12 protein-coding genes are annotated in these 13109 nt (G+C 67.6%); 10 read left to right on the top strand and 2 right to left on the bottom strand.

What is annotated here, in order from left to right:
- The first annotated feature begins 229 nt into the window (after positions 1 to 229).
- From ACIHCX_RS26960 to ACIHCX_RS26915, 10 genes are all read left to right on the top strand, one after another.
- Entirely contained in the window at positions 230 to 1795 is a 1566-nt protein-coding gene (locus tag ACIHCX_RS26960; RefSeq protein ID WP_400033766.1) for a 4-hydroxyphenylacetate 3-hydroxylase N-terminal domain-containing protein, read from the top strand.
- A 94-nt stretch (positions 1796 to 1889) separates the two neighbouring features.
- Positions 1890 to 2825 (top strand): VOC family protein, encoded by a 936-nt coding sequence (locus tag ACIHCX_RS26955; protein WP_400033764.1) that lies wholly within the window; start codon positions 1890 to 1892, stop codon positions 2823 to 2825.
- Positions 2822 to 3574, top strand: coding sequence for a dimethylmenaquinone methyltransferase (locus ACIHCX_RS26950; protein ID WP_400033762.1), 753 nt, complete (start codon positions 2822 to 2824; stop codon positions 3572 to 3574). Before ACIHCX_RS26955 ends, ACIHCX_RS26950 begins: the two co-directional genes overlap by 4 nt.
- Before the next feature lie 3 nt (positions 3575 to 3577).
- Positions 3578 to 4000, top strand: coding sequence for a cupin domain-containing protein (locus ACIHCX_RS26945; protein WP_400033760.1), 423 nt, complete (start codon positions 3578 to 3580; stop codon positions 3998 to 4000).
- Positions 4001 to 4058: 58 nt separating this feature from the next.
- Entirely contained in the window at positions 4059 to 5609 is a 1551-nt protein-coding gene (locus ACIHCX_RS26940; RefSeq protein ID WP_400033758.1) for an aldehyde dehydrogenase family protein, read from the top strand.
- 11 nt (positions 5610 to 5620) lie between these two features.
- A complete protein-coding gene (locus ACIHCX_RS26935) occupies positions 5621 to 6022 on the top strand; it encodes a RidA family protein (RefSeq protein WP_400033756.1) in 402 nt (133 codons plus the stop codon).
- A gap of 157 nt (positions 6023 to 6179) precedes the next feature.
- Positions 6180 to 7559, top strand: a complete 1380-nt coding sequence (locus ACIHCX_RS26930; RefSeq protein ID WP_400033754.1) for a purine-cytosine permease family protein — start codon at positions 6180 to 6182, stop codon at positions 7557 to 7559.
- 99 nt (positions 7560 to 7658) lie between these two features.
- Positions 7659 to 8258: a flavin reductase family protein gene (locus ACIHCX_RS26925; protein ID WP_400033752.1), complete on the top strand. Its 600-nt coding sequence runs from the start codon at positions 7659 to 7661 to the stop codon at positions 8256 to 8258.
- Entirely contained in the window at positions 8258 to 9451 is a 1194-nt protein-coding gene (locus ACIHCX_RS26920; RefSeq protein WP_400033750.1) for an acyl-CoA dehydrogenase family protein, read from the top strand. The genes ACIHCX_RS26925 and ACIHCX_RS26920 overlap by 1 nt, the downstream gene beginning before the upstream one ends.
- 64 nt (positions 9452 to 9515) lie before the next feature.
- Positions 9516 to 10334: a fumarylacetoacetate hydrolase family protein gene (locus ACIHCX_RS26915; RefSeq protein ID WP_400033748.1), complete on the top strand. Its 819-nt coding sequence runs from the start codon at positions 9516 to 9518 to the stop codon at positions 10332 to 10334.
- A 113-nt stretch (positions 10335 to 10447) separates the two neighbouring features.
- Here the strand turns inward: ACIHCX_RS26915 and ACIHCX_RS26910 are convergent, their stop codons facing one another.
- Both ACIHCX_RS26910 and ACIHCX_RS26905 read right to left on the bottom strand, forming a co-directional pair.
- The gene (locus tag ACIHCX_RS26910) at positions 10448 to 11503 is read right to left on the bottom strand and encodes an MBL fold metallo-hydrolase (protein ID WP_400033746.1); all 1056 of its coding nucleotides are present in this window, start codon (positions 11501 to 11503) and stop codon (positions 10448 to 10450) included.
- A gap of 576 nt (positions 11504 to 12079) precedes the next feature.
- Complete coding sequence (locus tag ACIHCX_RS26905; RefSeq protein WP_400033744.1) at positions 12080 to 12679, bottom strand: VCBS repeat-containing protein; 600 nt, start codon at positions 12677 to 12679, stop codon at positions 12080 to 12082.
- Positions 12680 to 13109: the final 430 nt, after the last annotated feature.

The following is a 13109-nucleotide window of genomic DNA, read 5'->3' as shown; positions in this document are numbered from 1 at the left end:
CAGCTCAAGTGCCGGTCGACCCGGAGGTCGGTGGCCGGCGCACTCGTGCATCGTTGGGCCCTTCCCTTTTCTATTGCCCGTGCCCTGCCGCCGTGTCAGTCTTTCCGGCAATTCAACGGCGCGGGCCGAATCAATGAGAGAAAACGCCTCGTGTGATCGCTGCCCGCACCCTGGTTTCACGAACCGCCGGCTCCGCCCGGTTCCGTGAACGACAAGAAGGGGCCGGTCAATGACGGCGGCAAACGCGAATCAGTCGGCACAGAGCCCTGCCGGCCGCGAGTATCTCCCTTTTACCGGAGCTGAATATCTCGAGAGTCTCAACGACGGCCGAGAGGTCTGGATCTACGGGGAGCGGGTGGAGAATGTCGCCGAACACCCCGCCTTCCGCAACTCGGCCCGCATGATCGCTCGCATGTACGACGCCCTGCACGACCCCGCGCGCAAGGACGTCCTCACCGCGCCCACCGAGTGGGGAGGTTTCACCCACCGCTTCTACCAGGCTCCCAAGAGCGTCGAGGAGCAGGTGGCCTCCCGTGACGCCATCGCCGAGTGGCAGCGGATCACCTGGGGCTGGATGGGCCGCTCTCCCGACTACAAGGGCTGTTTCCTCGGCACCCTCGGCGCCAACGCCGAGTTCTACCGGGGCTTCGAGGACAACGCGCGTGCCTGGTACCGCAAGGCCCAGGAGAAGACCTGGTACATCAACCACGCCATCATGAACCCGCCCGTGGACCGCGGCCTCGGCGCGGATGCGGGCAAGGACGTGTTCATCCGGGTCACCAAGGAGACGGGCGCCGGCTTCTACGTCACGGGCGCCAAGGTGGTGGCCACCGGATCCGCCCTCACGCACCACACCTTCGTGGGTCACGTGGGCCAGGTCGCCGTGCAGGACCCGGCCTTCTCACCGGTGTTCATCACGCCCACCAACGCCCCCGGCGTGAAGCTGCTCTGCCGTACCTCCAACGAGTACCGTGCGGCGGTGCTGGGCAGCCCGTTCGACTACCCGCTGTCCAGCCGTCTGGACGAGAACGACGCGATCCTGGTCCTCGACAACGTGTTCGTCCCCTGGGAGAACGCGTTCATCTACAACGACCTGGAACAGGCCAACAAGTACAACATCCACTCGGGCTACCTGGAGCGCGCCTCGCTGCACGGCTGCACCCGGTTCGCCGTCAAGATGGACTTCCTCGTCGGCATGCTGTCCCGCGCCCTCGACGTCACCGGGGCCGGCCAGTTCCACGGCGTGATGTCCCAGCTCGGCGAGGTCATCGCGTGGCGCAACACCTTCTGGGCGCTGTCGGACGCGATGGCCAAGAGCGCGGTGCCGTGGAAGGGCGGCATGATCCAGCCCGACCCGCAGTTCGCCGGCGCCTACCGCGTGATGAACCAACTGGCCATGCCGAAGATCAAGAACATCATCGAGCAGGTCGTGGCCAGTGGACTGATCTACCTCAACTCCCACGCCAACGACTTCAAGGCCGCTGAGATCCGGGGCTACCTGGACACGTACCTGCGCGGTACGGGGGGCATCGACGCCGAGGAGCGCGTCAAGGTCATGAAGATGCTCTGGGACTCCATCGGCACGGAGTTCGGAGCCCGTCACGAGCTGTACGAGATCAACTACATCGGCAGCAACGACGTGACGCGTCAGACCAACCTGTTCGGCGCACGGGGCAGCGGTCTGCTCGACTACTGCAAGGAGTTCGCGCAGCGCGCCATGGACGAGTACGACCTGGACGGCTGGACGGTTCCGGACCTGCTCAATCCCGACGACGTCAGCATTCTCAAGGGCTGACGACCGCGCGGCTCCCTGCCCAGAGGGAGCCCCGGCCGTTCGGCGGCGCCGGACCGTACCCGCCGCCGTGCTCTCACCCACTCCAGGAGGACCCGTGGCTACGGCTATTGATGCTGCCCAAGTCACCTACGAGGCACCGGATCTCGAGGTGATGGAGAAGTTCCTGACCGCGTTCGGCATGGTGCCGGCCGAGGGCAGTGACGACCGGACCCTGTACATGCGGGGGACGGGCACCCAGCACCACATCCATGTGACCCGCAAGGCCGACAAGCAGCGCTTCGTCGGTGCTTCGATCGAGGTCGCCACCTACGAGGACCTCGTCGAACTCGCCGCGCTGCCGGGGTCCTCCCCGGTGCGCGAGTCGACGGAGCCCGGCGGCGGCCACGAGGTCGCCATGACCACGCCCGACGGCTTCGAGATCCGGGCGATCTGGGGCCGGCGCAGGGCCGAGCCGAGCCCGGACCGGGAACCCTTCGCGATGAACAACATCCGCGACAAGAACCGGGTGAACGCCGCGGTCCGCCAGCCCGTCGCGCCGTGCACCATCGCCCGCCTGGGTCACTTCGTGCTTCATGTGAGGAACCACGACGAGACCATGGCCTGGCTCGACGAACGCTTCAACTTCCTCCCCTCCGACTACTTCGTCCCGCCGGGCGAGGAGGGGCCGGTCGTCGGCACCTTCGTCCGGCTGGACCTGGGCGAGCAGCTCGTGGACCACCACTTCATGCTCGTCCTGCAGTCGGACTGGGCGGGAATCCACCACAGCGCGTTCGAGGTCACCGACATGGACGCCGTCATGTCGTCGCACGACTACCTCATCCAGCAGGGATACACCCTCGACGTCGGAGTCGGCCGCCATCTGCTCGGCAGCCAGATCTTCGACTACTGGAAGGACCCCTTCGGCTTCCGTATCGAGCACTACACCGACGGGGACATCGTCGACCGCAACCACCGGCCGACCAAGTTCAACGGCACCGCCAGCGACACCACCCAATGGGGGAACCGCCCGCCCCTGGAGTTCTTCCAGTGACCGCCGCGGCCAACGCGGACCTCGCCGGGCCGCTGCCCGAACCGGTCCGGGCACAGCTGACGGGGGCGGGCTCGGCCACCGTGGCCAACATGCTTCTCCGGCGCGGCCTGCGGAACGTGATCATGGTCGGGGTGCGGCCGCTGGCAGCCGGCCAGCAGCCGCTGGTGGGACCGGCCTACACCCTGCGGTTCATCCCCGCACGTGAGGATCTCGACACCCTCGCCACCTACTCGAGCAGCGACAACCTGCACCGGCGGGCGATCGAGGAGTGCCCGCCCGGCGCGGTGCTCGTGATCGACGCGTTCGGCTCCACGGCTGCCGCGTCCATGGGCGACATGATGGCGGCGCGGCTGAAGCACCGCGGTGTGTCCGGCGTGGTCACCGACGGCGGCTACCGGGACTCACAGGCCATCAGGGACACGGGCCTGCCGTGCTACCAGCGGGACAGCGCGCCCCGAGCGACCCCGATCGCCCTGCACCCGGTCGCGCTCGACGAACCCGTCGGATGCGGCGGAGTAGCTGTCTACCCCGGCGATGTGCTGCTCGGCGACGGCGACGGCGTCGTGGTCATTCCCCGCGAACTGGCCGCGGAGGTCGCCGCGGAAGCCGCCGACGCCACCGCGTACGAGGAGTTCGCGGCTCTTGAACTCCAGCGGGGCCGGTCCCTCTTCGGCCTGTTCCCCGCCACACCCGAAAGCCGCCAGGAATACGACGTGTGGGTGGCCGCGGGCCGCCCCGGATCGGAGTGAACAGTGGACATCAACCCCGCGACCATGAAGTCGCTCGAGGTCCTGATCCATGCCGCCGACCTCAAGGAGGAGGAGTGGATCGACTATCCCGACTACGGGTTCCGTCAGTACTTCCTCTACAAGAACCCGGACACCGGCGCCAGCATCGCCCTCCTCGAGTACCAGCGCGGCGGCACCATCCCGACCAAGCACACGCACGCCTCGAACCAGTTCATGTACTGCCTCGAGGGTGACTACGAGTACACCGACTCCGGCCTCCGGCTGCGTCCCGGGTCGTTCTACATGAACCCCAAGGACCACCCGCACGGTCCGACGCTGGCGCACGAGCGCAGCGTGCTGATCGAGATCTACGACGGCCCGCACTACTACGAGAAGCCGGAGTACCACACGGACGAGACGATCGGCGACTTCCTTGCCAAGGAGTGATGCGCCGAGCCCGTCCGAGGCGTTCCTGCCGAACCCGCACGACTGATGGGGAACGATAATGACCGCAACAACCAAGAAACTGTTCGACGCTGAAAAGGTGATCGCCGAATTCGGCCTGGACCAGGTGCATTCCGGAACCTACGCGGACTCGCTCGGTTGGGGAAGCGTCGAGGGCCGGCCGGTCATCGAGGCGCAGTGTCCCGCCGACGGTGAGGTCGTGGGCCGGATCGCGGCCTCGGACGGACGGGACTACGAGACGCTCGTGGACGCCGCCGTCGAGACCCAGCGGAAGTGGCGGATGGTACCGCCGCCGCGGCGTGGTGAATTCGTGCGCCGGATCGGCCAGTTGATCGAGGAGAACCTGGAGAGCCTGGCCGCCGTCGTCGCGCTGGACACCGGCAAGTCGACGATGGAGGCCAAGGGCGAGCTCCGCGAGGCGATCGACATGTCGACGCTGGCCGCCGGCCAGGCGCGGATGATGTACGGCTTCACCCAGCAGTCCCAGCGCGCCGAGCACCGCATGTACGACCAGTGGCTGCCGCTGGGCGTCGTCGGGCTGATCAGCGCGTACAACTTCCCGGCCGCCGTCTGGGCGCAGAACGGTTTCCTTTCCGCGATCGCCGGCAACACGGTGATCTGGAAGCCGAGCCCCAAGGTGCCGTTGACCGCCGTCGCCGTGCAGAAGCTGGTCAACAGGGCGGCGTCGGAGATGGGGTGCGGGGGCGTGTTCTCGCTGTTCATCCCCGAGGACAACGCCGTCGCCGAGAAGATGGTCTCCGACACCCGTGTCGCCATGATCTCGTTCACGGGTTCCACGCCGGTGGGGCGCAAGGTCGCCGAGATCGTCGGCTCGACGCTGGGCCGGCGGTACCAGCTGGAGTGCTCGGGCAACAACGGCTGCATCGTCGACGAGACCGCCGACCTGGAACTCGCGGCCAGGGCACTGACGTTCGGCGTGGTCGGCACGACCGGCCAGCGCTGCACGAGCACCCGCCGTGTCATCGCCCACGCGAGCATCGCGGACGAGTTGGTCGAGTTGCTGAAGAAGGCCTTCGACCAGATCACCATCGGTGACCCACGCGATCCGGACACCGTGGTCGGCCCGCTGATCGACCAGCGTGCGGTGGAGGACTACAAGAAGGTCCTCGCCGGTGCCGAACGGGAGGGCGCCACCGTGGTGTACGGCGGCAACGTGATCGATCGCCCGGGTCTGTACGTCGAGCCGGCCATTGTCACGGGCGTCGAACCGCACTTCGAGATCGCCCAGTCGGAGACCTTCGCGCCGATCGTCTCCGTGCTGACCTACGACGATCTCGAGGAGGCCATCGAGATCCACAACGGCGTCGCCCAGGGTCTCGCCTCGGGCATGCACAGCACGAACCTGACCAACATCGAAACGTTCCTGTCGGCCCGGGGCAGTGACTGCGGAATCGTGCGCGTCAACATGGGCACGACGGGTGCCGACGTCGGTTCCGCCTTCGGCGGCGAGAAGGAAACCGGTGGTGGCCGTACGGCCGGTTCGGACGCCTGGAAGGGATTCATGCGCCGCCAGAGCGTGTGCGTGAACTGGGGCGGAACGTCCGCGTGGGACAACCGCATCGACCTCTGAGGACAACAGTGATGAAGAAACAGCGTATTCACTCCGCCGCCGTGCGCGAGCCGGCGGACAAGATGTGGTCGAACTGTCTGCGGATCGACGACCTCATCATGGTCTCGGGAATGACCGCCCGCGGACAGGACAGGGAGACCGTCCTCGGCGAGACCTCCTACGAACAGGCCAAGGTCGTCTTTCAGAAGATCAAGGACCTGGTCGAGGCGGCGGGCGCGGTCATGGACGACGTCGTCAAAATGACCATCTACGTCACGAACATCGGTGACAACGACCAGGTGTGGAAGGCCCGTCAGGAGTTCTTCTCCGGCGACTTCCCCGCCTGCACGCTGGTCGAGGTCTCCGCCCTCGCCAAGCCGGAGATCCTCCTCGAAATCGAGGCCGTCGCCGTGGCGGGTTGCAGCGCGGACTGACCCTCACGGCGACATCGGGCGGGTCCGACAGGGAGATTCCGCCGCAGGCGCCACATCTTTCACAAGGACAGGAACCACCGTGTCTTCATACACCAGGAATCCCAGACGGGCTGATGCGTCACTGGCGGCTGCGGCGGAAGACCATGCGTCGGTCAGCGTGCCCCTGGCAGAGCGCAGGAGCGGCTACCAACTCGCCCTCAGCCCGGTCAGCGTCGCCACCGCCCTCGTCGTCTTCGCCATCGCCGGCTTCACCGTCGTACTCGCCGGCTTCACCGTGGGCCTGACCGTCGGTGTCCTCGTCGCGGCCTTCGCGGTGGTCCTCGGCAAGGCCCTGGGACGGATGGCCTTCGAAACCGGTATGTCGAGCACCATCACCTCCCGATTCTTCGGATTCGGCTTCAAGGGCTCGGCGATCGGCTCGATCGTCTTCGCGTTCATGATTCTCGGCTTCCTCGCCGTCGAGGCCGCCCTCCTCTACCAGGGCACGCTGTTGATGTTCGGCCTGCCCGACTCGTGGGGATGGCGCATCCTGATCTACGGCTGCATGACGCTGCTGTGGATCGGGCTTGCCATCTTCGGCATCAAACTCGCCCTGCGAGCCACCGGCGTCCTGATCGCCGTCACCCTGCTCGTCACGATCTACATGATCGTGGACATCTATGTGATCCAAGGCGCCAGCCCCATGGACGTGTTCACCTATGCGGGAGTCGTCCCCGGAGGCGTGTGGCCGCGCTTCGAGTCCGCGGTCTCGGTCATGGGCGCCACGGCGGGAACCATCGCCCTGGTCACGACGGACTTCGCGCGTTACTGCCGCACGCGGCGCGACGTGACGGTCCTGGCCGTCGCCGGCCCGATCACCCAGAACATCGTCATGACCGTCCTGGGCTCCCTCGTCGTGATCGGCGGCATGCCCCAGGTCATCGGCTACCTGATGGCCCACAACAAGGGCATGGGCCCGGAGGCGGCAGCCGTCGCCGGCAACACGTTCGTCATGCAGAACACGGGTGCCTTCTTCGTCATCTTCGCGGGCTGGATGGGATTCGTCACCATCTACGCGGCCCAGGCCAAGGCGCAGGCGATCAACGCCTACTCCGGATCGCTGTCGTTGGTCAACCTGGTCGACTCCCTCACCGGAAGAAGGCCGGGCCGGGCGGCGATGGTGGTCGTCGGCAACGTCATCGCCCTGGTGATGATCTCCGCCGGAATCCTGGAGAGGTTCACCCAGTACCTGGCGTACCTGGGGGCCATGACGCTCGGCATGTGCGGCGTGATGATCGCGGACTACTACCTGGTGCGCCGGGCGCGGTTCGACAGTGCCACCCACCGGGTCGAGAAGTGGAACTGGGCCGGAGTCGTCACGCTGGTCCTGTCCGCCACGGTCGGCATCGTCCTGATGGCCACCGATGTCTTCGCACTCGGTTTCCTGGTGTCCTTCGTACTGGCGCTCGCCGCCTACCCGGTGCTGCGGAACCGACTGCCCGAAGGCACCGGCACGACGTTCGTCGCGGGCGAGGAAGCCCTCGAAGAGGCCCGTTGACCCCTGCCGGCAGCCACGGCCCACGGCACGTGGCTGCCGGTCCCCCATCCCGGCCCTGAAGCAGGGCCGGACCCCACCACTCATCCAGGAGGCTTCGGGATGACCGAGATCATGTGGGACTCGGAGATCTATGAGAAGGCCGCTGACGCAAGGACCCTCGCGTCGAGCGCGGCGGTCCCCTCGCTCGCCGACCCCCGTCAACTGCGCAACACGCTGGGAAACTTCGCCACCGGTGTCGTCGTCCTCACCTATCAGTCAGGCGACAGCTACTACGGGGTCACCGTGAACTCCTTCACCTCGGTGTCCCTGGACCCGCCTCTGGTGCTGGTCTCCATGCAGCGGACCTCACGCGCCCTGACCTACCTGCTCGAGCGGCCCTTCGCGGTCAACGTGCTCGGGGACAACCAACTCGCCACCGCGCTGCAGTTCGCCGGCAAGCCGCAGGACACCCACCGCATCGAGTGGGTCGGCGACGACGTGGCCCCACGGATCAACGGCTCGCTGGCGTACTTCCAGTGCACGCCGTGGGCGGGGTACGACGGTGGCGACCACGTCCTCGTGCTCGGGCGGGTGCTGTCCTACGGCCAGCAGGACGACACCCGGCCCCTGCTCTTCTACCGCGGCCAGTGGGGCGCCCTGGCCGAGGACGCCGAGCGCAAGGCCAGTGAGGGCGCACAGTCCGAGAGGGGCCGACGGTGATGGCCGACACGCAGGTGGACGAGGAAACGAACAGGCTGCTCACGGAGTTGACGGACCTCTACCCGCTCCTGCAGAGCGAGGCCGAGGACAGCGAGCGGCTGCGGCGCCCGACACCGGTGGTGCAGGACGCACTCCGCGACTGCGGCGTCTTCACGCTGATGGTGCCGGCCGAAGTCGGCGGCCTGGAGGCCTCTCCCCTGCAGATCCTGCACGTGATCGAGAAGCTGTCCCACGCCGATGCCTCGCTGGGATGGCTGGTGCGCGCCCTGGCGGGTGAGACGGCCACAGCGGCCACCTACCTGAGTGACGAGGCGGTCGGCGAGCTCTTCGCCGACGGCACGTACCCGCTGGTGGCGGGTCAGTCGACCGCCTTCACCGGCCGGGCCGTACGGGAAGACGGCGGCTATCGGGTGAGCGGCGTCTGGAAGTTCGCCCCGGGCGTGTCCATGGCCACCCACCTCAATCTGGCGGTGACGGTCGACGGCACGGGAGAGCGGCTGGTGTGCGTCGTTCCCCGTTCGGCGATGCGGATCAGTGACAACTGGGACATGCTGGGGCTGCGCGCGACCGCGAGCCTCGACTACCGGGCCGAGGAGGTCCTCGTCGAGGACAAGTACGTCTTCGGCATCGGCCCCGAGAACGCCCGACGGGGCCACCGCATGAGCCGCGTGAGCCCCGCGCTGCTGGCCGGCCTGCACCAGGCGGCCTGGTCCCAGGGTGTGGGGCGGCGCATGCTCGACGAGCTGCGCGACCTGACCCGGCGCAAGGACCCTTCCGAGGGCTCCCCCGTCACCAGTGACGAGTTCTTCGCGGAGTTCGCACGGCACGTCTCACATGTCCGGGGCACGATGGCCCTGCTGCGCGAGACCTGGCGCGACAACGAGTCAACGCTCGCGACGGGAGCGCAGTTGGACGACGAGCAGGAGACGATGTCGCGGCTCGCCTGCAGCCTGGCGACCCGGACCGCGCTGGAGATCAGTCAGCTCGTGCACCGCTTCGCGGGCACGCAGGTCATGCGGAACGGCACGTTGCAGCGCTTCTTCCGCGACAGCCACGCCGGAAGCCAGCATCGGGGCTCCTCGCACATAGTGACGCAGAAGTGCGGCCGGATGCTGTCGGGCACCCTGCCCGCCGGGTCGCACTGGGGGTTCTTCGATCTGGTGGTTCCCGAGCCGGCGGCCGACAGCGCCTGAGGCGCCGGACCGAGCGGGAGATCCGGCGCGGACAAGGGCGCCGGCGCGACAGGAAAGGAATGAAGTGAGACTGGCAACCGTGCGCACCCGCCAGGGGACATGCGCTGCCCGCGTGGACGGAGACGAGGTCACCGAACTCGCCGGTCATGCCGACGTCGGTGCCCTGCTGGCGTACGAGGACTGGCAGCGTGTCGCGAGGAACGCCACCGGACGCCGGCACCGCAGGAGCGACGTCGCGTTGCACACCGTCGTACCGCATCCGTCGAAGGTGCTGTGCGCCGGCCTCAACTACACGAGCCACATTCAGGAAATGGGCCGGGAACTCCCGGCCCATCCCACCCTCTTCGCGAAGTTCGCCGACACCTTGACCGGCCCGGCCGATGCTGTGGCGGCCGTGGCGGAAGATCCCGAGATGGACTGGGAGGGAGAGCTCGCCGTCGTCATCGGACGGACCGCGTACAAGGTCCGTGAGGAAGAGGCAGGCCAGTACGTCGCCGGCTTCACGGTGGCCAACGACATCTCGATGCGGGGGTGGCAGTACCGCACGACGGAGTGGCTCCAGGGCAAGATCTGGGCACGTTCCACTCCGGTCGGCCCGGTCCTGACCACGCCCGACGAGTTCGATCCCGCAACCGCCGTGCTCCGCACCACCCTCAACGGCACCACGGTCCAGGAGCACCGGATCGCGGACCTGTTGTTCACTCCGGCCCACTTGGTCGCCTACGTGTCGACCATGGTGCCGCTGCACCCCGGAGACCTGATCCTCACCGGCACCCCCGGCGGAGTGGGCCGGGCCCGTACGCCGCGGAGGTATCTGGCACCCGGCGACCTGGTCGAGGTGACCATCGACGGCATCGGCACGGTGTCCACCCCGATCACCTGAGCCCCGCGTGCGACCCGGCCCGGTGCGCCCCATCAGCGGTCGCGCCGGGCCGGATCCGTGGAGTCCGCCGGGCCGGACCTGCTGAGTCGCAAGTACTGCGCCTCGAGCCCGGATCAGGCCAGCTTGATCCGCTGGAGGTCCTCGCCCACGACGACCTTGCCGCCGTACCCCCGCTGTGCCCACTTCTTCCACTTCCGGACGTCGATCGGGTTGCGGGCGACCTCGGAGATGTGCGAGAGCACGAGCATGTCGACCTCGGCCCGCTGCGCGATCGGACCGACCTTCTGGACCTCGACGTGGGACTGCAGCAAGTGGTCGACGAAGACTGCCGGGGCGTCGAGCCCCTCGACGCTGATCGCCTCGTGGACCAGCACGTCCGAGCCCTTGGCCAGGGCGATCAGGTTGTCGGTGTAGGTGGTGTCGCCCGAGAACGTGACCGAGCCGTGGTCGGTGTCGAAGCGGAAGGCGAAGGAGGGGAACACCGGTCCGTGCGGCACCAGGATCGCGGAGACCTTGACCCGCTCGTCCTCCATCACGACGAACGGCTTCATCGCGGGCGCGGTGTTCTCGTAGGTGGCACCGACCTCGGGAAGCTCGATCTCGTGCACATCGGCAAGGTCTCGGATGTCCTGGATGCCCATGTCCCGCAGGAAGACGTTCGTGCTGTAGGCGTACGCCGCGTGGCAGTCGTCGGTCAGTGCCTTCAGGCCCGGCGTCGGGCTGTCCGGGTTGACCGTCGGTGCCTGTCCGCCACCGAACTTCGGCGGGAGCCCGCCGGCCGGTCCTGGGCCGTAGACGGGGACGGGGCGGGTGAGGTTGTCGTGCTCCTGGTTGGGGACGCTTCCGCCCAGCAGGAAGAAGTTGTAGTAGTCCGCGATGTGGTCGGCGTGGAGATGCGTGATGAAAATGCCGCTCAGGGAAGCCAGCGTGAGACCTGACCGCACGTACTGGGTGGCGGCCGAGCGCCCGCAGTCGATCACGTACGTCGCGCCGTCGACGACGAGCGCGGTGGAGATCCCGGCCCGCAACGGATCCACCGGAGGGCCCGCCTTGGTGCCCAGCAGCACCAGTTCCAGCGCGCTCGACGAGCCCTTGCCGGGCCCCCGGCCCGAGGGTTCGGCGCGGGTCTCCGCCGCCGCCGCTGTGGCGCCGGGGAGACTGAGGACCACCGGAGAGATCCCGAGGGCGGTCAGCACGGAACGCCGGGCGACCCCGCTTCCGGTAGCGGCAGGAGATTCAGGACCGCACAGCTTGCACATGATCATCCGCCTTGGTGTGGGTAGTGGGCTGGTCGAGGTTGCGGGCTGCCATCGACAGGGCGCGATATCGGCGTTTCGGGATTGCGGTCGCCGGAAGGTGCTCATTCACCTGGCAGCGATCCGGCTGGGAAACTGCCTGCGCCAACTGCCTGCGGCGTCGAATTGCCGGGAAGACTGGCATGACCGTTTGACGCAGAGCAAGAGAAGTCAGAAGCCTCGACACGCCGTCCGCGCGTCGGTCCGCGTTCCTCCAGTAAACCGCAATATCACCGGAGAGCACCGCTGAACAGCCACTTCAGGTCACCGTGGGTGGGCGGAACCACCTGAGAGTCAGCCCTCATGTGATGCAGGTCACGTTAATTCCTCATCGCTCCGCGGAGACCTGCACCGAACTTTCCCTGCCACTCCCATACAGAAACAGATAGGGGGAGGTAAAGGAATTTGTATGGCTCGACTATCCCTGGTCGGCCGTCCGAGTGCGTGAGGCTAGGCGCCGGCGCAGGTCGGGTAGAACGCCGTCAAGTCGGCCTTGGGCATGGAGCCGGGTATGCGCCGGTCGGTCTGGTCGGCGTCCTTTGTGTACTGCCTGTTGGCGGCGTCGGACTTCCGGTCGAGACCCTTCCTGCTGCCGAGACGGGCCGTCGTTGCATAGACGCCGTCGCCTTCGTGACCGTAGGACGCGAGGTCCGGGTGGTGGTCGTGATCGTAGTCGGCGACGGCGAGGGCGCGCGGCTCCGACAGCTCGACGTGGTGATCGCTTTGTCCGCGTCCACGTGCCGAGAAGGGCCCGAGCCGCAGTTCGGAGACGTCCGGGTCCAAGGGGTCGTCGCCCTGGAACGCGTTGGTGGCAGCGACGAAGAGGTCGCTCCAACCGTCCTGGTCGAAGTCGGCGACGACGGCCAGGACGTCCTTTGCGGACTTGCCGCGATCCCCGACGAGATCCCGGGGCCCCACCGTCGTTCCTCGCCGCCCGTGCTTGGATCCGAAGGTGATGGTCAGGTCGGCGCCGGTGAGGGAGGGGGGAGAGACACGGTCGGCGATGCCGTCGCCGTTCAGGTCCGCCACGAGGGCTCCGGAGGAGGTCACGCAACTTCTGATCGCGGGCCCGGCAGCCGGGCGACCGGGCGGATCGCCTCGGCCGTCGCCGCATCCGGTCACAAGAGCCGTCGACGCCGCGAGCATCACTACGGACCATGCCCGCCCGGCTGTCCGTTTCCCACCGCGCACGACGTGACCGCCCCTCCAGGAGATTGATCGGAAGTGGAGCAGAGCCTAGCCTCGACCTCTCGTGATGGTCTGCCGAGGGAGTTGGCGGGCGATTTGGGCGTTCTGCGGCTGAGGCCGGGCCATGGTGTTGGTGGCGAAGCAGGTCAGCAGCATGCGCTTTGGCCGGCCGGCGCTGAGGTGATGTGGTCCAAGGCGGTGTTCGACCTCGCATGCCCCGGCTTGAGCAGGGCCGCGACGGGTTCGCCGGACGGGCGGTTCGTCATCGAGGACGGCCGCCGCACGGACATGC

This window comes from Streptomyces sp. NPDC052043 (assembly GCF_044548235.1).
Classification (GTDB): Bacteria; Actinomycetota; Actinomycetes; order Streptomycetales; family Streptomycetaceae; genus Streptomyces.
This window is presented reverse-complemented; position numbering and strand designations above follow the sequence as displayed.